General features: G+C 60.3%; 18 protein-coding genes. 10 read left to right on the top strand and 8 right to left on the bottom strand.

Annotated elements, in window-relative coordinates; genetic code table 11:
• The first annotated feature begins 29 nt into the window (after positions 1 to 29).
• Complete coding sequence (locus RHIBUN_RS0109265) at positions 30 to 965, top strand: lytic transglycosylase domain-containing protein (protein WP_025659364.1); 936 nt, start codon at positions 30 to 32, stop codon at positions 963 to 965.
• Here the strand turns inward: RHIBUN_RS0109265 and RHIBUN_RS0109260 are convergent.
• Positions 959 to 2,344, bottom strand: coding sequence for a serine hydrolase (locus RHIBUN_RS0109260; RefSeq protein ID WP_025659363.1), 1,386 nt, complete (start codon positions 2,342 to 2,344; stop codon positions 959 to 961). The two genes, RHIBUN_RS0109265 and RHIBUN_RS0109260, sit on opposite strands and share 7 nt — an antisense overlap.
• 172 nt (positions 2,345 to 2,516) lie before the next feature.
• On the opposite strand from RHIBUN_RS0109260, the gene RHIBUN_RS0109255 reads away from it, so the two are divergent.
• From RHIBUN_RS0109255 to RHIBUN_RS0109240, 4 genes are all read left to right on the top strand, one after another.
• Complete coding sequence (locus RHIBUN_RS0109255; protein ID WP_025659362.1) at positions 2,517 to 3,761, top strand: DUF3419 family protein; 1,245 nt, start codon at positions 2,517 to 2,519, stop codon at positions 3,759 to 3,761.
• A gap of 50 nt (positions 3,762 to 3,811) precedes the next feature.
• The gene (locus RHIBUN_RS0109250) at positions 3,812 to 4,429 is read left to right on the top strand and encodes a class I SAM-dependent methyltransferase (RefSeq protein WP_156932685.1); all 618 of its coding nucleotides are present in this window, start codon (positions 3,812 to 3,814) and stop codon (positions 4,427 to 4,429) included.
• 130 nt (positions 4,430 to 4,559) lie between these two features.
• Complete coding sequence (locus RHIBUN_RS0109245; protein ID WP_025659360.1) at positions 4,560 to 5,357, top strand: GH25 family lysozyme; 798 nt, start codon at positions 4,560 to 4,562, stop codon at positions 5,355 to 5,357.
• An 83-nt stretch (positions 5,358 to 5,440) separates the two neighbouring features.
• Positions 5,441 to 6,673, top strand: coding sequence for a lytic murein transglycosylase (locus RHIBUN_RS0109240; RefSeq protein ID WP_025659359.1), 1,233 nt, complete (start codon positions 5,441 to 5,443; stop codon positions 6,671 to 6,673).
• Between the two features lie 511 nt (positions 6,674 to 7,184).
• Here the strand turns inward: RHIBUN_RS0109240 and metF are convergent.
• The 4 genes from metF to RHIBUN_RS0109220 form a co-directional block, all read right to left on the bottom strand.
• A complete protein-coding gene (metF, locus tag RHIBUN_RS0109235) occupies positions 7,185 to 8,084 on the bottom strand; it encodes a methylenetetrahydrofolate reductase [NAD(P)H] (RefSeq protein WP_025659358.1) in 900 nt (299 codons plus the stop codon).
• A gap of 4 nt (positions 8,085 to 8,088) precedes the next feature.
• Positions 8,089 to 9,111, bottom strand: coding sequence for a metalloregulator ArsR/SmtB family transcription factor (locus RHIBUN_RS0109230; RefSeq protein WP_025659357.1), 1,023 nt, complete (start codon positions 9,109 to 9,111; stop codon positions 8,089 to 8,091).
• 166 nt (positions 9,112 to 9,277) lie between these two features.
• Positions 9,278 to 10,927 carry an energy-dependent translational throttle protein EttA gene (gene ettA, locus RHIBUN_RS0109225; RefSeq protein WP_025659356.1) on the bottom strand — a complete coding sequence of 550 codons (1,650 nt, stop codon included), beginning with the start codon at positions 10,925 to 10,927 and terminating at the stop codon, positions 9,278 to 9,280.
• Positions 10,928 to 11,145: 218 nt separating this feature from the next.
• Positions 11,146 to 11,880: a ribonuclease gene (locus RHIBUN_RS0109220; protein ID WP_025659355.1), complete on the bottom strand. Its 735-nt coding sequence runs from the start codon at positions 11,878 to 11,880 to the stop codon at positions 11,146 to 11,148.
• 158 nt (positions 11,881 to 12,038) lie between these two features.
• Here RHIBUN_RS0109220 and RHIBUN_RS0109215 point away from each other — a divergent pair, with 158 nt between their 5' ends.
• Genes RHIBUN_RS0109215 through RHIBUN_RS0109200 form a run of 4 tightly spaced genes read left to right on the top strand, consistent with a single transcriptional unit; the run spans position 12,039 to position 16,817 of the window.
• Positions 12,039 to 12,968: an alpha/beta hydrolase gene (locus RHIBUN_RS0109215; RefSeq protein ID WP_025659354.1), complete on the top strand. Its 930-nt coding sequence runs from the start codon at positions 12,039 to 12,041 to the stop codon at positions 12,966 to 12,968.
• A 16-nt stretch (positions 12,969 to 12,984) separates the two neighbouring features.
• Positions 12,985 to 13,941, top strand: a complete 957-nt coding sequence (locus RHIBUN_RS0109210) for a DMT family transporter (RefSeq protein ID WP_025659353.1) — start codon at positions 12,985 to 12,987, stop codon at positions 13,939 to 13,941.
• Between the two features lie 18 nt (positions 13,942 to 13,959).
• Positions 13,960 to 15,162, top strand: a complete 1,203-nt coding sequence (locus tag RHIBUN_RS0109205) for a CaiB/BaiF CoA-transferase family protein (protein ID WP_025659352.1) — start codon at positions 13,960 to 13,962, stop codon at positions 15,160 to 15,162.
• Positions 15,159 to 16,817 carry a thiamine pyrophosphate-binding protein gene (locus tag RHIBUN_RS0109200; protein WP_025659351.1) on the top strand — a complete coding sequence of 553 codons (1,659 nt, stop codon included), beginning with the start codon at positions 15,159 to 15,161 and terminating at the stop codon, positions 16,815 to 16,817. Before RHIBUN_RS0109205 ends, RHIBUN_RS0109200 begins: the two co-directional genes overlap by 4 nt.
• 41 nt (positions 16,818 to 16,858) lie before the next feature.
• Here the strand turns inward: RHIBUN_RS0109200 and RHIBUN_RS0109195 are convergent, their stop codons facing one another.
• The 3 genes from RHIBUN_RS0109195 to RHIBUN_RS0109185 form a co-directional block, all read right to left on the bottom strand.
• Entirely contained in the window at positions 16,859 to 17,203 is a 345-nt protein-coding gene (locus RHIBUN_RS0109195) for a RidA family protein (RefSeq protein ID WP_025659350.1), read from the bottom strand.
• A gap of 72 nt (positions 17,204 to 17,275) precedes the next feature.
• Positions 17,276 to 17,614 carry a TIGR01244 family sulfur transferase gene (locus tag RHIBUN_RS0109190; protein ID WP_018858292.1) on the bottom strand — a complete coding sequence of 113 codons (339 nt, stop codon included), beginning with the start codon at positions 17,612 to 17,614 and terminating at the stop codon, positions 17,276 to 17,278.
• Between the two features lie 69 nt (positions 17,615 to 17,683).
• Entirely contained in the window at positions 17,684 to 18,523 is an 840-nt protein-coding gene (locus RHIBUN_RS0109185; protein ID WP_025659349.1) for a DUF4432 family protein, read from the bottom strand.
• Positions 18,524 to 18,755: 232 nt separating this feature from the next.
• Here RHIBUN_RS0109185 and RHIBUN_RS0109180 point away from each other — a divergent pair, with 232 nt between their 5' ends.
• Positions 18,756 to 20,108: a L,D-transpeptidase gene (locus RHIBUN_RS0109180; protein WP_025659348.1), complete on the top strand. Its 1,353-nt coding sequence runs from the start codon at positions 18,756 to 18,758 to the stop codon at positions 20,106 to 20,108.
• Positions 20,109 to 20,116: the final 8 nt, after the last annotated feature.

The raw sequence follows: 20,116 nt of genomic DNA, 5'->3' as shown, positions 1-20,116 counted from the left end.
CGGGGCGGCGCGTTCACGAAAGTGAGAGTATGGTAGCGATCGGTTTTTCCGGCCTGAAACGCAGTCTCATCGTTTCGACGATGCTCTGCGGCGTCATTGCCGGATGCACGAGCGTCGAATACACGTCGGTGGAAGAACTGACCGCAGTCCAGACCGTTGTTCCGACACCAAAGCCCGGCGAAGACGCCACGCTTGCAGCCGTGCCGGCAGGCGACGGAGCGGCCCAGACGGCGATGATCACTACCGCCGACCAGGCGACAACGGCCCTCGCGGCACCCGCAATGCCGGCAACCGATCCTTCTCAGTTGAGCGGTCAGGCCGGGGCGACGACGGCAACGGGTTACGCGCAGATTCCGCTCACGCCTGAAATGACCGCGATTCAGTCCGTTGTACCGATCCCGCGCCCGGGCACCCCTTCCCCGTCGACACAGCTCGCCTTTGCCGCAACGCCTCAGGCTGGAAGCGGCGCGATTGCAGCTCTTTCCGCTATCGATACGACGCCGCACCCAATGATGGATTACGGATTCGACACCTCAGGTCCGTCGGATCCACCGGCCGCACCGCCGATGTTCAGCGACAGCGACGACGATGGCGCGCCGACGGTTGAGAAAAGCGCGATCACCAAGATCATCGACAAATATTCGAAGCTCTACCAGGTGCCCGCCTCGCTGCTTCACCGCGTCGTGCATCGCGAGAGCAGATACAATTCCAAGGCCTATAACAAGCGCGGCTATTTCGGGCTGATGCAGATCAAATACAACACGGCCAAGTCCATGGGCTACGAAGGTGAGCCCGCTGGCCTCTTTGACGCCGAGACCAACATCAAATACGCCGCCAAGTATCTTCGCGGCGCTTGGCTCGTCTCTGACAGCAGCGAAGACGATGCTGTCCGCCTCTATGCCCGCGGCTATTACTACGAAGCCAAGCGCAAGGGCATGGACGACGTCGCCCAGGGCAACTACTGATCACTGCCGGGCAGCGCGGCTAGGATCTCTTTCACCAGCATCTGCGGCTTGTAGCGAAGCCAGCTTGGCGTCAGCCCGAGTCTGACGACGACAAGCTTCGCGGATGGCACGATCGCAATGCTCTGCCCATCGTGCCCCTCCATCCAGAACGTATCTTCGGGAAGACCGGCGACAGCGCTGCTGTCGCCGCCCGGCGCGGCGAGCCAGGCCTGCGCCCGGGTGTATTTGCCGCCCGAGGCCACGGTCGGCGTCCTCATCGCTGCCATGAACCGTTCCGGCAACAGCCTCTGGCCGTTCCAGACGCCGTCCTGAAGAAGGAACTGGCCGAAACGCGCCCAGTCCCGCGCTGTGGCGTAAAGATAGGAACTGCCGGCGAAGGTGCCCCGTGCGTCGACCTCCAAGACAGCACTCGACATGCCGATCGGGTCGAACAGCGCCGTCTTGGGATAGGCAAGCGCCGCCTGCATGTTGCCAATCCTGTTCATCCATATCTTTGAGATCAGCACCGACGAACCGCTTGAATAGCTGAAACGCTGGCCCGGGCTTGCCTCCAATGGCAGACTTGCTGGCAGCGCCGTCATATCCGCATCGAGATAGAGCATCCGTGTGACATCGGCGACCGTGCCGTAGCTCTCGTTGAACACCAGGCCGCTCTCCATGCCGAGCAGATCACTCAGCTTGATCGCCGAATGATCGCCCCCCTTCCACTGCGGCAGGAGGCCAGCCTCATCGAACGCGATTTTGTTGTCGAGCATCAGCCGCCCGACGATGGCTGCATTCACGGTCTTCGTCATCGACCAGCCTGTGAGCGGCATCATCGGACCGAATCCATCACCATAGCGCTCCGCGATGATGCGGCCGTTGCGAACCACGACAACCGCGCGCATTGCAGGTCCGATCAGCTCGGCATCCGAAAGCAGTGCATCGACACGGCTGTCATTGGCCTTCGCGACGGCATTTCCCTCCGGCCATGGGGCCTCATTTTGTGGCTCCGGAGTCACCGGAACCGCGGGCACGGCGCGCGCCGCGGCCTCGAAGTCACCATCCGGCACGCTGCTGCAGCCGAGTGCGCCGCGATAGATCGCATGGCCCGGCGCGAAGAGCCCGAGGATACGAGCGGTAACCCGCTTGTCCTGCCTGTCGACAGTGACGCGTACCAGTCGTAGCAACGGATTTCCCGGCGCCTGAACGTCCTCGTAAAGCACCTGTTCGGGGTCACGCCCCGCGAGGAATACGTTCGAGCAAACGATCTTGGCCGCGTAACCATCACCGACTCGCAGCAATTCAGGTGGCCGCGCATAAAGCCAAGCCGCGCTCATAGCGACGATCGCGACAAGCAAAAGAGCGAGTGGCTTCACGACACGCAGCACAAATCGCATATGCGATCCTCCTTGCCCACAAGAGAAGCAGGAAAGCCGGCAGCGCGAAAGCCCCCAATGCCCGGATGTTTTTCCATTTCCACCGACGGAAGCACGCGCCCACAGCTTGCGTCATCAAACTGTAGTGACGGCGCGCTAAACGCCCTGAACGCTAAAAGGGTGAAAGACTCATATGACGGAATTTGCACCGGATGCCGGCTTCCGCAAGAACCGGAAACTCAAGGCAGCTCTTCTCCGCCACAGTGCCTTCTCCAAGGCGGGCTTCTCGGAACGGCTCTTTGGACTGCTGTTTTCCGGCCTGGTCTATCCGCAAATATGGGAAGATCCCGACCTCGACATGCTTGCGATGGAGCTTCAGCCTCAACACCGCATCGTGACGATCGGCTCCGGCGGCTGCAACATGCTTGCCTATCTTTCCAGGAGCCCGGCGTCGATTGATGTGGTCGATCTCAATCCGCATCATATTGCCCTCAATCGCCTGAAGCTTGCCGCGTTCCGCCACCTTCCCGCACACGCCGATCTCGTTCGCTTCCTCGCCACACCGCGCGAGTTGTCGAACAGCCACGCCTTCGACCAATTCCTCGCTGCAAATCTTGACGACGCGACCCGCAACTACTGGAACGGCCGCAAGTTCGGCCGTCGGCGCGTCACGGTTTTCGACCGCAACATCTACGAAACAGGTCTCCTCGGTCGGTTCATTGGCGCAGCACACCTTCTAGCCCGCCTGCATGGCGTCGACCTGACGGAAATGACCAAGACGCGCTCCCTGCGCGAGCAGCGCCAGTTCTTCGACGAGAAGATCGCACCACTCTTCGACAAGCCGGTCGTACGCTGGATCACCGGCCGCAAGAGCTCGTTGTTCGGCCTCGGTATCCCGCCACAGCAATATGACGAACTGGCAAGCCTTGCCGCCGACCAGTCGATCGCGCCGGTCCTACGGCACCGTCTTGAGAAGCTGGCCTGCCACTTCCCCATGCAGGAAAACTATTTTGCCTGGCAGGCTTTCGCTCGCCGCTACGCAGCGAAGGGCGAAGGCCCACTCCCGACCTATCTCGAGCCCGCGAACTACGAGGCGATCCGTGGCAATGTGGACCGCGTCACCGTTCATCACGCAAGCTTCACCGAACTCCTCGCGGGCGAGCCGGCCGCATCGCGCGATCGCTACATCCTTCTCGATGCGCAGGACTGGATGACGGACCAGCAGCTCAACGACCTATGGGCAGAGATCAGCCGCACGGGTCGCGAAGGTGCCCGGGCGATCTTCCGTACGGCGGCCGAAAAGAGCATCATCGAAGGCCGTCTGTCGCCTGCAATCCGCGATCAGTGGACGTACATGGAAAAGCGCTCCGCCGAACTCACGGCGCTTGATCGCTCGGCAATCTATGGCGGCTTCCATATCTACAGGAAGAATGCGTGAGCGGGGTCGGCACGAATCCCGTCACCAAGGACGACGGCCACGCCGCCCTGATGGACGGCATGTACCGTTATCAGCGCCACATCTATGACCTGACGCGCAAGTACTACCTTCTCGGCCGTGATGAGACGATCCGCAATCTGAATGTGCCGGAAGACGGCACCCTGCTGGAGGTCGGTTGCGGAACCGGCCGAAACCTGGCGCTCGCCCATAAATATTACCCGCAGGCTCGGCTGTTCGGCCTGGACATCTCGCACGAGATGCTGATCTCCGCGCGCAAAACATTCGAGACCAAAGCAACGCTTCCGGATTTTCGCGTCGCGGACGCGACCGCCTTCACACCGCGCGAGTTCGGCGTCAGCGGCTTCGACCGCATTCTCATTTCCTACGCGCTTTCGATGATCCCCGATTGGGAATACGCCGTCGACTCGGCCATGAACGCCCTCGCCCCCGGTGGCGAGCTGCACATCGTCGATTTCGGCCAGCAGGAGCGCCTGCCGGGCTGGTTTGCGCGTCTTCTCAAGGCATGGCTGCGAAAATTTCATGTGTCGCCGCGCGCCGATTTGCGGCAGGTTCTCAAGTCTCAAGCCTCTGAAAATCAAGCGCGACTGACCTTCGAGACCATTGGTGGCGGCTATGCCTGGCGGGCCGTCATTGTGACCATACCTTGACATTTCGCTTGAAACTAACCGTTTTTTTACGTTGATATGGAAAATAGAGGGGACATTCCTCTGCTGGACGCGTCTTTAACGGGGTCGAGCTGTGGGGCAAAAAATCCATTCGTTTCGCGACGGAACATCTATGCGCCGGCTTCTGTTTTGCGTTTTGCCGTTGGCTGTCATGCTCGCCGGATGTACATCATCGGGCTATGATTTTCTCGAAACAGCGTCCGTGAAGCCGAAAACGCGCTTTAAGGACACCGATCCTCAGGACTTCGGATCAAAGCATCCGGAGCAGCAGCCGATCCACGGCATCGACGTGTCGAAGTGGCAGGGCAATATCGACTGGCAGACGGTCAAGGGTTCCGGCGTTGCTTTCGCCTTCATCAAGGCGACCGAAGGCAAGGACCGCATCGATCCGCGCTTCAACGAGTACTGGCAGCGCGCCCGCGCCGTCGGTATTCCGCACGCTCCCTATCACTTCTACTATTTCTGCTCGACGCCCGATGAACAGGCTGACTGGTTCATCCGTAACGTGCCCAAGGAATCGATGCGCCTGCCGCCGGTCCTCGACGCCGAATGGAATGCGGAATCGAAGACATGCCGCTATCGCCCCGATCCGGCGACGGTCCGCGCCCAGCTTCAGCGCTTCATGGATCGCCTCGAGGCCTATTACGGCAAGCGTCCGATCATCTACACATCGGTAGACTTCCATCGCGACAATCTCGTCGGCTACTTCCAGAATTACCACTTCTGGGTCCGCTCCACCGCCAAGCATCCCGAAGTCACCTATACCGACCGCCGTTGGGCCTTCTGGCAATACACGTCGACGGGCGTCATCCCCGGTATCAAGGGTCCAACGGACATCAATGTCTTTGCCGGATCGACCCAGAATTGGCACAACTGGGTAGCGGCGGTATCAAAGGACACAAATTCTTAGTAACGTCGCCTCGTCTTTCTTGCTTCCGTCACAATCATTTGGGAAATCGACGGAAATTCCATTTTATGACGAGGATCGAAACTATGTACGTCTCGCCCGCAAGCCGCACGGCACTTGCACTCCTTTTCGCTGCCGGTCTGGCGACCGGCGCAGCCGCGCAGACGCCGGCACCGAGTGCCCCGGCTTCGCAGACACCGGCGGTAGCATGTGACGGCGACCTCAGCGAATTCTTGGCCGGCGTAAAGGCCGACGCCATCGCAGCGGGCGCATCGGCCGAAGCTGCGGACAAGGCTCTGGAAGGCGCACAGATCGACCAGAAGGTCTTGAGCCGCGACCGCGCTCAGGGCGTATTCAAGCAGACCTTCCTGGAATTCTCGCAACGCACTGTCAGCCAGGGCCGCCTCGACATTGGCCGCCAGAAGATGAAGCAACACGCCGATGTCTTCGCCCGTGCTGAGCAGGAATTTGGTGTACCCGCAGGGGTTATCACCGCCTTCTGGGCGATGGAAACCGACTTCGGCGCCGTACAGGGCGACTTCAACACCCGCAACGCCCTCGTGACCCTGGCTCACGACTGCCGCCGTCCGGAGCTTTTCCGTCCGCAGCTGATCGCCCTCATCGAAATGGTTCAGCATGGCGACCTCGACCCGGCAACCAACACCGGTGCCTGGGCCGGCGAGATCGGCCAGGTCCAGATGCTGCCTCGTGACATAGTCGCCTATGGCATGGACGGCGACGGCGATGGTCACGTCCGCCTCAAGCAGAGCGGCCCCGACGCCATTCTGACGGCGGCCAAGTTCATCCAGCATCTCGGTTTCCAGAAGGGCCAGCCGTGGATCCAGGAAGTCACGCTTCCCGAGAACCTCCCCTGGGAGAAATCCGGTATCGGCGGCCCACTGACGGCCGGTGAGTGGTTCGCCCTTGGGGTCAAGCCGCGCGATGGCAACACGAGCTTCGGCAACCTGCATGGCGACCTGATACTGCCGCAGGGTCGTCTTGGCCCGACCTTCATTGCCTATCCGAATTTCCAGATCTATCTCGAATGGAACAAGTCGTTCATCTACACGACCTCGGCCGCCTATTTCGCGACACGCCTTGCCGGCGCTGAGACCTATCTCAAGGGCACGCCCGAACAGGGACTTTCCAACGACCAGATGAAGGAACTGCAGACCAAGCTCGGAACGCTCGGTCACGACGTCGGCAAGGTCGACGGCATCCTTGGTTCGGGCACGCGCGTCGCCATCCAGAAGGAGCAGCAGCGTCTCGGCATTCCCGCCGATGGCTGGGCAACGCCGACGCTCCTCAACTCGCTCTGATCACGTTTCCTCAAGCGAGCACTTTAAGGCCGGGTTTCGCACCCGGCCTTTTCATTTTCGCGGATTGTTCCATGGTTTCAGGCGCTTCAGGCAAAGCCTTCATCTTGCCGCAAGTGTGAAGGCCGGATCGCCGACCTTAACGGTCGGTTAAAATCTGTGAATATTTTTCCACGGCGATTTATCTTGAGATTTCAATGAATTGAACAAAGCGTCACGGCCGCAATGTGACATTTTCGCCGCAGCGCAATATAAAATCCGCTTTGCAAGCGACACAATCACGACATATTATCGCAACCGTTAACGCGAGGAGACAGACATGGGACTTACACAATCCTTGAATGTCCTTTTGGTCAGCGCGGCGTTTGCATTTGTATTGACAATGCTTTTCATCTGAACGCCGAGGCAAGCGAACAGTACCGAGACTCCTGAGTAGCGAAACAGTTCAATGAATCAGAAAAGCGCATCCCACGAGGAGATGCGCTTTTCTTTTTGTCGTCACTGACGGAGCAGCCTAAGCGGCAGCGCCAGCCTTTCTGGCGCCTTCCCGTGTGAAGCCGAGATTGGTCAGCACGGCCGAAACGAGCGGCGCCCGGTTCATCGTGTACAGGTGGAAATCGGTCAGCCCGCGGCGAGCCAGATCCTCGATCTGTTCGGCGGCAACCTCAGCGGCAACCTTGGCTCTTTCTTCCGGCTTGTCGTCGTAGCCTGCAAAGCGTTCATCGAGAAATGCAGGGATGACCGTGCCGCAGGCACCGGCGAAGCGCTTCAGCTGCGTCAGGTTCTGGATCGGCATGATGCCCGGCACAACCGGGATCTTGATGCCCGCAGCCCGCACCTTTTCCAGGTAGCGCTCGAAATTGTCGTTATCGAAGAAGAACTGCGTCAGCGCGCGGGTCGCGCCGTTATCCGCCTTCTGCTTCAGCATGTCGATGTCGGCGGCGGTATCGCAGCTTTCCGGATGCTTTTCCGGGTAGGCCGACACCGAAATCTCGAAATCGCCGATCTCACGCAGACCGGCAACCAATGCCGCCGCATTCGCATAGCCGCCGGGATGCGGCTGATAGGGCGCGCCAACGCCGCCCGGCGCATCGCCACGCAGCGCCACGAAATGCTTCACGCCAACCTTGCGGAAGCTGTCGATCACGCTATGCGTTTCGTCCTTCGTCGCGCCGACGCAGGTGAGATGCGACGCCGTGGCGAGCGGGGTTTCGGAAAGGAACCGTGAGACAGTCGCCAGTGTAGGCGCCTTGGTAGTGCCACCGGCACCATAGGTCACCGATACGAAGTCGGGATTCCAGTCCTGCAGCTCGCTGACCGTGTTCCACAGCTGACCTTCCATTTCTTCCGACTTCGGCGGAAAGAACTCGAAGGAAATGCCGATTTTGCGGCGCGCGTCGCTGTTCAAAGCCATATGATTATCTCCCGGCAAGTATGGGTTCGGCGCCTTCGCTCGCTGCGGAGGCCATGAGGCGCCGGGGGTCGCGCGCAAGCCAGACAGTGACGGTGAGCCCCTGCCCGCTTTCATGACCCGGATGAAGATCGACGACCTGCTCGACATCCAGCCCAGCCTTGCGCAGCCAGTCGGACATCGACTGATGCGAAAAGCCTAGGCGAACATGCGCATGCTCGTCGCGAAGATACTCCAGCCCATGCGGGGCAAGATCGATGATGACCAACCGCCCGCCTGGCCGCAGCATACGCGCTGCCTCGCCGATCGCGATCTCGGGCTGGTCAAAGAAATGCAGTACCTGGTGGATCGTCACCACGTCAAAATCCTGCGCCTCGAACGGCAGATTTAGGATATCGGCGTGGCGGACCGATGCCTTGATGATCCCCGAGTTGTCGAGATTTGCACGCGCCACGCTCAGCATGTCGCGGCTGGCGTCCACGCCGATCGCGCGACGATACAGGCCGGACAGGAGTTCAAGGATGCGGCCGGTTCCGGTGCCGAGGTCGAGAAGCGAGTCGATCGGCTGGCTGCCGAGCAGCCGAATGACCGCGGCATCGACCTCTTCGTCGGCGGCATGCAGACGGCGAAGTTCGTCCCACTCGGCGGCGTTGCGACTGAAATAGGCCTGTGCCCGCTCGGCCCGCTGGCGCTTGACCGCCGCCAACCTTTCGCTGTCACGCAGGATCACAGCATCGTTCTCAGAGGCATGCGCCAGCAGGCTACGAACGAACGTGGCCGCCTTGCCATCCTGCCGAAGCCGGAAATAGGCCCAGGCGCCCTCCTGGTAACGGTCGATGAGATCCGCTTCGCCAAGCAGCTTGAGGTGGCGAGAGATGCGCGGTTGGGATTGGCCAAGGATTTCTGTAAGATCAGTGACCGTCAGGTCCCCTGCTGCGAGGAGGGCCAGCAGGCGAAGACGCGTCGGCTCGCCGGCCGCCCTGAGGACGTCCACCAATGCATCCAATCCAAGTCTGATAGGCTCACCCATACTCGATCCAATCAACATATAAAGATATCTTTATGTCAAACGATTGGGCGTGGCAAGCCGCAATTCCCTCCGTTCACGAAATTAGCTGCTCGGATCGCGACATCGACGCGCGCAAAAAAGCCCCGGCGAACCGGGGCTTCCAGGTCTCCAACGCGATCTTGGGTGATTAGCGCGTCAGGCGCTTGTAAGTCACCCGATGCGGGTTGATCGAATCGACACCGAGACGGCGCATCTTGTCCTTTTCGTAGTCTTCGAAGTTGCCTTCGAACCACTCGACATGGCTGTCGCCTTCAAAGGCGAGGATGTGCGTCGCCAGACGGTCGAGGAACATGCGATCGTGGCTGATGATGACGGCGCAACCGGCGAAGTTTTCGAGCGCATCCTCGAGTGCCGCCAGTGTTTCGGTATCAAGGTCGTTGGTCGGTTCGTCGAGCAGGATGACGTTACCGCCGGCCTTCAGCATCTTGGCAAGGTGAACGCGGTTGCGCTGACCGCCGGAAAGCGTGCCGACCTTCTGCTGCTGGTCGCCGCCCTTGAAGTTGAAGGCGCCACAATAGGCACGGCTGTTCACTTCGTGCTTGCCGAGCTTGATGATGTCGTTGCCGCCGGAGATTTCCTCCCAGACGGTCTTGTTGCCGTCGAGCGCATCGCGGCTCTGGTCGACATAGCCGAGATCGACAGTCTCGCCGATCCGGATGTCGCCGCTATCGGGCTTCTCTTGGCCGGTGATCATGCGGAACAACGTCGTCTTGCCGGCGCCGTTCGGACCGATGACACCGACAATGCCGCCGGGCGGCAGCTTGAAGGTGAGGTTTTCGATGAGCATCGTATCGCCATAGCCCTTGGTGAGGTTCTCGGCTTCGATGACCACCTGGCCAAGACGCTCGCCGACCGGGATGACGATCTGCGCATCGCCGGGGCGACGGGCCTCTGCCGCCGCGACCAACTCGTCATAGGCACGGATACGCGCCTTGGACTTTGCCTGGCGGGCCTTCGGGCTGGCGGCCATCCATTCCTGCTCGCGGCTGATCGCCTTCTGGCGGGAGGCCTCTTCGCGGCCCTCCTGCTGCATGCGCTTGGCCTTCGATTGAAGATAGGCGGAGTAGTTGCCTTCGTAGGGGATACCGCGACCACGGTCGAGTTCGAGGATCCAGCCCGTGACGTTGTCGAGGAAGTAGCGATCGTGGGTGATCATCAGGACCGAGCCGGGGTATTGGCGCAGGTGCTTTTCGAGCCAGGCGATCGTCTCGGCGTCGAGGTGGTTGGTTGGTTCGTCGAGCAGCAGCAGGTCGGGCTGCGCCAACAACAGGCGGCAGAGCGCTACACGGCGCTTTTCGCCGCCGGAGAGCTTCTCGACCGAAGAGTCGCCTGGCGGGCAGCGCAGCGCGTCCATGGCCATTTCGACCTGACTTTCGAGGTCCCAGAGATTCTGGCTGTCAATGACGTCCTGGAGCTTGGCGCCCTCTTCCGCAGTCTCGTCGGAATAGTTCATCATCAACTCGTTGTAGCGATCGAGGATCGCCTTCTTCGGCGCAACGCCTTCCATGACGTTCTCAAGGACCGTCTTCGACGCATCGAGCTGCGGCTCCTGCGCGAGGTAGCCAAGGGTAGCGCCTTCGGCGAGCCACGCCTCGCCGGTATATTCCTTGTCGAGGCCTGCCATGATGCGCAGAACGGTCGACTTACCAGCACCGTTCGGGCCGAGGATACCGATCTTGGCATCCGGATAGAAAGAAAGGTGGATATTTTCCAACACCTTCTTGTTGCCGTACGCCTTGTTGAGGCCGGCCATATGGTAGATGAACTGACGTGCCATAGATAATTCGCTCCGCGCGGGAATTTGAGTTTTGCCGCTATTTAGGCGAATTGGGACCAAGGAGCAACGCGCAGCGGCCAAAAACCAGAGGCTTTTGCAGCCTTCGTAACCGAACGCGGCAGTTCGCCTTCAGCAGCCTCGTATGATCTGGGGGTATCGACGCGTCGCGGATCCCAGCGTCTAAACAGGCGAAAGCCCGCTTTCAATGAGAGGCAGTCTCAGAACCCTGCAGCGTCCACGACGCCCTCATTGCAGCCGAACGACGTCCGCCCTGCCCCCTGGATAAGGTCACGAAGGCTTGCTTGCTCGTTCGATGTCGCGCCCTCCGACAGCCCGATCGTAAGTTCGCTGATAACGCGGCCTCCGCTGGCCCGTCGGCAGCTCATCTTGACGCGATCGCCGGCACCGGGGCCGAAGCTCTTGTCGAAAGCCGCCTTGATCGCCTCCGCCGTCAGTGGCTTGCCGATATTGGTCGCGAACAGATCGCGGACTGCCGAGGCGTTCAGCTCGTTGATCAACCGAACCGACGTGCTGAAATAGTCGTCGGCGCTCATCTTCGTGCAGGTGCCGTGCTTGGTCCACTCATGCCGCTCCAGGCCGGATTGCGTACCGGGCATCGCCTTATCGAGGGCTGTCTTGGTCTCCGCCGAAAGCTCTACCTCAGGCAGCCTCCCCCACTCGCCGTCCTTGTCGGCGCTCCGCAGGGTACCAGAGACGTCGCAATAGTCCTTCCGCATCGGCCAGAGGCCGTGCAGCGAAAAATTGGTCGCATCAAACCTCTCCCCGGTCTGGCTGCGGCATTCCGGCTTGCGCTGGTTGGTTTCACAGAACGCGGGTTGCCAGCTGGCCGCCAGAATGAAGCGCGTCCTTCCGCCGCCGTCCTGGGCTCCCGCAACGCCGGCGGCTGCAATTGCAATTGAGACCACAGCCATGCGCAGAAATGGATTGCTCATCTTCGTCCCCACAAAGAACAATTCATGAACAAGAAATCACGCCGCGTTTGTTTTCACAACCCTCAATCCGTAGGGTACGAAAAATCCCTTGGCATAAATATCTGGGCGTGTTGCTTTTCACGGCCGATCTGGTCTTCTCCCGGAAACGGGAGGATATGATGTTCGCAGAAACGCAACGCCTTGAAACGGCGGACGCTTCACTCGCCTTTCATCATGAGCCGGCGCAATCAGAGGCACGCGGAATTGTCCTTGTGTCTCATGGGCTGGCCGAGCATTCCAGACGTTACTCCCGTTTTGCGGCAGCCATGGCAGCCCGCGGCTACCATGTGTTCGCCTTCGATCACCGTGGGCACGGCGAAACGACTGGCCCGGATGCGCCAATCGGGCGTTTTTCCCGCCGCAACGGCATGCGACAGGTTATCGACGATGTCGGCTCTGTCCGCGAGCTTGCCGTAAAACAATATCCCGGCCTCCCCGTCATCCTCTTCGGGCACTCAATGGGCGGGCTCATCGCGCTCAACGCGGCGATCACCCATCCGGAGAAATATGACGCCATTGCCGCCTGGAATTCGAATTTCAACCCGGGCCTATCGGGACGGGCCGCCCAGGCGATCCTCTTGGCAGAACGAGCCCTTAAGGGCTCCGATGTTCCAAGCGGCATCCTACCGAAGCTCACCTTCGGCACCTGGGGGAAGTCCATTGCCAACCGTCGAACCGAGTTCGACTGGCTAAGCCGCGATCCTGTTGAGGTCGACAAATACATTGCTGACCCTCTGTGTGGCTTCGATGCTTCCGTGTCGCTCTGGCTCGATATTTTCGAGATGACGTTTCGCGCACCACAAGAGGCGCAACTGGACCGGCTGCCGAAGCACACGCCGATCCACCTTGTCGGTGGCGGACAGGATCCGGCAACAGATAACGGAGAAGCGGTGATCTGGCTGTCAAAGCATTTGAAAGCTCACGGCTTCTCCCGTATCAGGACACAGATATATCAGGACATGCGCCACGAAACGCTGAATGAAATTGGAGCGGACGCGGCCATCGCCGCATTCGCCGACTGGTGCGACGAAGCGATCGCAAGATCCTGAACTGAAGGGTTTCGCGATGAGCAATGGTATTTCGTCCCGTTCCGCCTCCGCTTCGGAGGTTTCGACCGGCATTCTCCTGATGTTCCTGTCGGTGCTGGTGTCCCCGATCATCGACATCTTCTCCAAGCTCGCGATCGCTACGATTCCTGCAGCGGAAATCACCGCCGCCCGCTTTGTCGTGCAGGCTCTCTGCATGTTGCCGATCGTTGTCTGGCGCGGAAGCTGGAAGACGTTCTCCTGGCGAGCCAATATCTTTCACGCCATCCGAGGCGCCATCATTACCATTTCCATGGTCTCCTTTGTTACGACGCTGAAGTACATGCCGGTTGCTGACGCCATCGCGATTTTCTTCGTCGAGCCGATCATATTGACGATCCTGAGCAGCATCTTCCTCAAGGAGACGATCGGCTGGCGCCGCTACATCGCCTGCGGAGTCGGCTTTTTCGGCGCGATGCTGATTATCCAGCCGAGCTTTCAAGAGGTCGGCTACGTCGCGCTTCTGCCCGTCGTCAGCGCTTTCTGCATCGCCATCTTCGCCTTGATGACCCGCGTGCTTTCGCACCGAGAAGATCCGTGGGCGATGCAGCTTCAGATGGGCATCTGGGGTCTGCTGTTCTGCGCGATCCTGCTTGCCTTCGGCAGCGGCACAGGCTCCGACATCTTTGACGCAGTGATGCCGGATGGCCGGGGCTACTTCTATCTGGTCGGCGTCGGCGTCACGGCAGCCATTGCCGGCATCTTCGGCGTCTATGCCTATCGTGCAGCACCTGCCTCCATTTTGGCACCGCTGCAGTATTTCGAGATCGTGTCGGCGACCTTTTTCGCCTGGCTTGTATTCGATGACTTTCCGGATGCGCTCAAGTGGGTCGGTATCCTGATCATTATCGCATCGGGCTTGTACATCATCTGGCGCGAGCGCCGCTTTGCATCGAAGCCCGTATCCGATACACCTCAATCGGCCCTGGCGCCCTGATCTGATCGTGGGAGGAACATGACAGACAATCAGCTCCAAAAACCGCCGCTATCAGGCATACGCGTCATCGAGCTTGCGCGAGTGCTTGCCGGGCCATGGGCGGGCCAGATGCTGGCCGATCTCGGTGCCGACGTGATTAAGGTCGAAAACCCCGATGGAGGCGACGACACGCGGCATTGGGGGCCCCCCTTTGTCGAAGGTGCCGACGGCGAAAACCTTTCCGCGGCCTATTACCACGGTGCCAACCGCGGCAAGCGTTCGATCACTGCCGATCTGAAGCGCCAGGAGGATCAGGCCCTCGTCCGCCGCCTTATCGCCACGGCCGACGTCGTCATCGAGAACTTCAAGCTCGGCGGCCTTGTGAAATACGGTCTCGATTATGAGAGCCTGAAAAAGATCAATCCGAAGCTTGTCTACTGCTCGATCACCGGCTTCGGCCAGAACGGTCCCTATGCCAGCCTGGCAGGTTACGACTATATCGTTCAGGGCATGTCCGGCTTTATGTCGATCACCGGCGAGCCGGACGGACAGCCGATGAAAGCGGGCGTCGCGATCGCCGACGTCTTTACCGGCATTTATGCCGTCGCAGCCATCGAGGCCGCCCTCATCCACGCGCAGAAGACCGGCGAAGGGCAGCTGGTCGATATGGCGCTGCTCGACGTACAATCCGCCGTGCTAGCCAACCAGAACATGAATTATCTCGTTTCTGGCCGAGCCCCGACCCGGCTCGGGAACGCCCATCCGAATATCTCGCCCTATGAAGTCGTCCCCGCCGCCGATGGCTATCTGATCCTCGCAGTGGGCAATGACGGCCAGTTCCGCCGCCTCTGCGCGATCCTCGGCCTCCAGGGCATTGCCGACGATGCGCGCTATTCCACGAACAAGGCGCGCGTCGCGAACCGCGACGAGGTACGCAAGCTGGTTTCCACCGAAACGCTGAAATGGCAGAAAGCCGACCTGTTGAAAGCTTGTGCGGCGGACGCGGTTCCGGCCGGTGCGATCAATACAATCGAAGAAATGTTTGAGGATCCGCAAATCCAGGCGCGTGGGTTGCGGGTAGATCTCGCCGACGCAAAGGGTACCGTCATTCCTGGTGTGAGGACGCCGGTCGTGCTGTCGCAAACGCCTTTGCGCTACGAGCGGCCGAGCCCGAGGCTGGGAGAGCATCAGGAGGAAGTTCTGGCGGAACTCGCCGAACTGGAGGGGAAAAGAGCATCATGAAGAAGACCGGCGGGGAACTGATCGTCGAGGCCCTGAAAGCAAATGGGGTGAAACGCCTCTCCTGCGTACCCGGCGAGAGTTTCCTTGCCGTTCTCGATGCGCTTTATGACAGCGACATCGACGTGGTGGTCTGCCGACAGGAAGGCGGCGCAGCCATGATGGCTGATGCCTGGGGTAGGCTCACCGGCGAGCCCGGCATCTGCATGGTCACCCGCGGCCCAGGCTCCACCAATGCCACGGCGGGTTTGCACATTGCCAGGCAGGATTCCATCCCGATGATCCTCTTCATCGGGCAGGTCCAGCGCGATGCCCGCGAGCGGGAGGCTTTCCAGGAGGTTGAGTATCGCCGCGCCCTCACCGAATTCAGCAAGTGGGTCGGCGAGATCGACGACGCGGCTCGCATTCCGGAGTTCGTCACCCGCGCCTTTGCGATCGCAACATCCGGCCGTCCCGGCCCCGTTGTGTTGTCACTACCTGAGGACATGCTGCGTGACGAGGTGGAGGCGCCCCGCGCAAAACGCTATTCGCGCGTCGAAGCCCATCCCGGCCGCGGCCAGATTGACGACTTCTATCTTCGTCTGCTGAAGGCGGAGCGACCGATGGTCATCGTCGGCGGCACGCGCTGGGATGCGGATGCGGTCGCCGACCTGAAAGCCTTCTCGGAACGCTTCGCGCTCCCGGTCGGATGCTCCTTCCGCCGGCAGATGCTGTTTGATCATCTACAACCGAATTATGCCGGTGATGTTGGTATCGGCGTCAACCCCGCGCTGGCGAAGGAAATCAAGGAGAGCGACCTGCTGATCCTGCTCGGCGGCCGGATGTCGGAAATGCCCTCCTCCGGCTATACGCTGATCGACATCCCCTACCCACAGCAATCGCTAGTCCACATTCATCCCGATCCTTCAGAGCTCGGCCGCGTCTATCGCCCCGACCTCGCAATCTGCGCGAGCCCGAGTGACTTCGTGGCGGATCTTGCTGATCTCGAGGCGCCAAGCGAACTCAGATGGGCAGAGCGCACCGAACGGATGCACCAAGCCTACATCGCCTGGTCGACACCGCCGCAGAGCGGTCCGGGACCGGTCCACATGGGACCGATCATGGAGTGGATCGAAGAAAACACACGCCCCGATGCGATCTTCACCAACGGCGCTGGAAACTATGCCACCTGGCTCCACCGTTTCCATCGCTTCCGCCAGTTCAACACCCAGGCAGCCCCGACATCAGGCTCCATGGGCTACGGCCTGCCGGCCGCTGTCGCTGCCAAGCAGCTCTTTCCCGAACGCGAGGTCATCTGCTTCGCCGGAGACGGCTGCTTCCTGATGCACGGCCAGGAGTTTGCGACTGCCGTGCGCTACGGCCTGCCGATCATCGCGATCGTCATCAACAACGGCATCTACGGCACCATCCGCATGCATCAGGAGCGGGAATATCCCGGCCGCGTCAGCGGCACCGACCTGACCAACCCGGACTTTGCTTCGCTTGCGCGCGCTTACGGCGGCCACGGGGAAACCGTCGAGACGACGGAAAGCTTCGCCGGCGCCTTCGAACGCGCACGGGCAAGCGGCAAGCCCTCGATCATCGAGGTGAGGCTTGATCCGGAAGCCATTACGCCGACACGTACCCTTTCGGAAATCGCCCAAACAAAAAGCCGGTGAGTAAAACCCACCGGCCTTCGGGATTACAACACCGTCGTGACTTAGTCGAGGGCGGCGGTAACCGTGAACTCGACCTTGTACTTCGGTGCAGCAAGCTTGGCTTCGCTGGTAGCGCGAGCCGGCGTGTTGACCGGATCGACCCAGGCTTCCCAGGCAGCGTTCATTTCGGCAAAGTAGGACATGTCGGAGAGATAGATCAGCGTCTGCAGGATCTTCGACTTGTTCGAACCGGCCGCAGCGAGCAGACGATCAACTTCAGCCAGTGCCGACTTGCACTGTTCGGTGACGCTTTCGCCTTCGCCGACCTGACCTGCGAGGTAGACCGTGTTGCCGTGGACGACCGCGCCGCTCATGCGGGCGCCAACGTCGATGCGCTTAATGCTCATGATTGTCTCCTATTGATGAAATGAAAGACGCCGCTGGAAAGAAGCGGCGTCGGACTCGGGTCACGGATTGTATTATGCGCGGATGTGCTGCGTCTTCTGATAGATCGCAGTCGAACGGGCACCGGAGCGGCAATAGCCGAGCATCGGACGCGGGAATTCATCAAGGGCATCGACCATCCCGGCAATCGCCTCTTCGTTGACGCCCATCGGGCCGACCGGCACGTGTGCGATATCGAGGCCGAGTTCCTTTGCGCGCGCTTCGACCAGGGCATAAGGCGTCTGATCCGGGCTTTCGCCGTCCGGGCGATTGCAAACGATCGATTTGAAGCCCATGGCCTTGATCTGATCGAGATCCTCGACCGAAATCTGTCCGGAAACCGAATATTCGTCGTCGATTTGGCGAATGTCCATCGCTAATCCTCCTGAAATCATGGGCTGAATGACTACGCCGCCCCATGCCAAGCGTCAACCGCAGATCACTCACACGAAGGCAAAGCTGAGCGCATAATTTCGGCTCTCGCCGGGCTTCAGCATGATGAACTCACCCGCTGCTTCCAGCTCGGAGCGAGATACCCAGCGATGCGACACCGGCTCGATGCCGAGGACGTCGGCAGGTGCCTTCTGATTGCGCCAGACCTGCAGGTGCGGCAACGTCTCGGCAAGGATCCGCACTCGGAGGACCTTGCCGCCGATCGCGGCAATCGGGCCAAGGCGCACCTCGGCAAAACCGCTGTCCGTTGGAGGCGCTTCAACGCAGAAGATACCACCCGGCTCTTCGCCGAAATTCCAGGGAAAGCCGTCACCCTCGAGCATCTTGCCTTCGAGACGCGTGCCGGCATCGAACCACTTGCCGCCAATATTCATATGGTACATCAGAAAAGTCGGCACGACCTTGTCGCTGGTGTTGACGACCTTGTCTTTAAGACTGACCTCGCCTGTCTGACCGTTGACGAACCAATGGCGTTCAATTCGAGCAGGCAAGCCTTCGACCGTTACGATATCGATATCCGCCCGGCACTCGGCATTCCCATTCTCGAATTTCGTCCAGAGGACCCTGGCTGCATGACCAGGGCCCGATCCATGCAAAGGATAGACCTTGCCGTCTGCGCGACCCGGAATCGGCTCGCGGTGACGGATATGGTCCGGTCCGCAGGTAAAGAGAAAGCCTTCGACAGAATGCGAGATGCGCGTGTCGCCGTCATCGGGAACCGCCTTCTTGGGAGCGATGTCGACGCCGTTGACGATACAGCCGCCGATATCCATCTGCGACGTCTCGTCCAGCATCAGCTTCGGCCCTGTTGCGGCGGCAAACTCGATCATTGTCCAACTTCCTCCCGGTTCTGGCGACTGATGCAGCGATATGTCTCGCAGCGGCATTCGTCAATCACGACTGCTATGCCGCTCCAGGGAACCGGCAGTTCACCCCAAAGGTTTATGAGCAAAGGAGAAATCACCAAATATTTATCTTTTGTTCAGTACGATTTCATAAATTCCACACTAGCGTCAAAATTCGCAGGTGTGTGTCGGCCAAGTCACTGAAGGATATGAAGACGTGAATCGCTTTGTAAGATCGGGATTGTCTGCCGCAGCTGCCGTGCTCGCCATCGCTGTCGCGCCTTCTGCCGATGCGCAGCAGTTTTACAACGGACGCCAGGGCGACATTGTCTTCGTGGCGCCGAACGGCGATATCCTCGACTACGTACCATCCGGCGCCGCCTACGCGCGCGACCGTAGGGGCAACCGCGTACTGGTCGATCCCTATGGCAATGTGATTGCGACCGAAATGCGCGCCCGCGGTTACTACCCGCGCCCGCCCGTGCGTGATGCCTACAATAACGACGCCTACTACGGCGACGATCCCTACGGCGATTCGCGCTATTCCGAACGCGGCGCCGTCACCGGCTCGATCCCGCGTGACGCTGCGATCGACAGACAGCCCCTGGACGAGCAGCCTTACCCGCAAGGCGGCGAAAACTACGCTTCCATCGAGCCGGACCAGCAAATGCCGGAGATGGCGCAGCCGAAGCCGCCTCAGGAGCCGGTGATCACGCTCAAGAACAAGTCGAAGTCCGAGATCGTCGCCCTTCAGGTCTTCCTCGACCGCGCCGGCGTGTCCCCAGGTGCGATCGATGGCCACATGGGCGCGAACGTGACTAAAGCGATCTATGCCTACCAGCAGATGACGGGCGAGACTCTCGACCCGAACAATACGGACGCCATCCTCGAGCAGCTTCGCATGACCGGCGGCCTGCCGCTGGTGAGTTACACGATCACGCCTGCGGATGCCGCCGGCCCCTATGTCGCGGAGATCCCCGAGGACTACGCGCACAAGGCCGCCATGTCGTCGCTCGGCTACACCTCGACGACGGAAATGCTCGCCGAGCGCTTCCACATGGACGAAGGCTTCCTGAAGGAAATCAATCCGGGCGTCGATTTCACGGTCCCCGGAACGGTCATCAAGGTCGTCAATCCTGGCGAAGTGAAAGCTGGATCGGTCGCACGCATCATTGCCGACAAGGGCCGCAAGCAGGTCTTCGCATATGACAACGCCGGCAATCTGATTGCTGCCTACCCGGCCTCGATTGGCTCGACCGATACGCCCTCCCCTTCGGGTACGGTCACCGTCGAGCGCGTAGCTTTCAATCCGGGCTACACCTACAATCCGAAGATCAATTTCCAGCAGGGCGCCAACGACAAGATCCTGAACATTCCGCCGGGTCCGAACGGCCCGGTCGGCACGGTCTGGATGGCGCTCTCCAAGCCGACTTACGGTATCCATGGAACGCCAGAGCCATCGAAGATCGGTCGGACCCAGAGCCATGGCTGTATCCGTCTGACAAACTGGGACGCCACCGAACTGGCGAAGATGGTCAAGCCGGGCGTTACAGTCGAATTCACCGACTGATCCATCCT

Source organism: Rhizobium sp. IBUN, assembly GCF_000510625.1.
In the GTDB taxonomy this organism is placed as follows: Bacteria; Pseudomonadota; Alphaproteobacteria; order Rhizobiales; family Rhizobiaceae; genus Rhizobium; species Rhizobium altiplani.
Note: the sequence above shows the minus strand (reverse complement) of the source record. Positions and strands in the feature narration are given on the sequence as shown.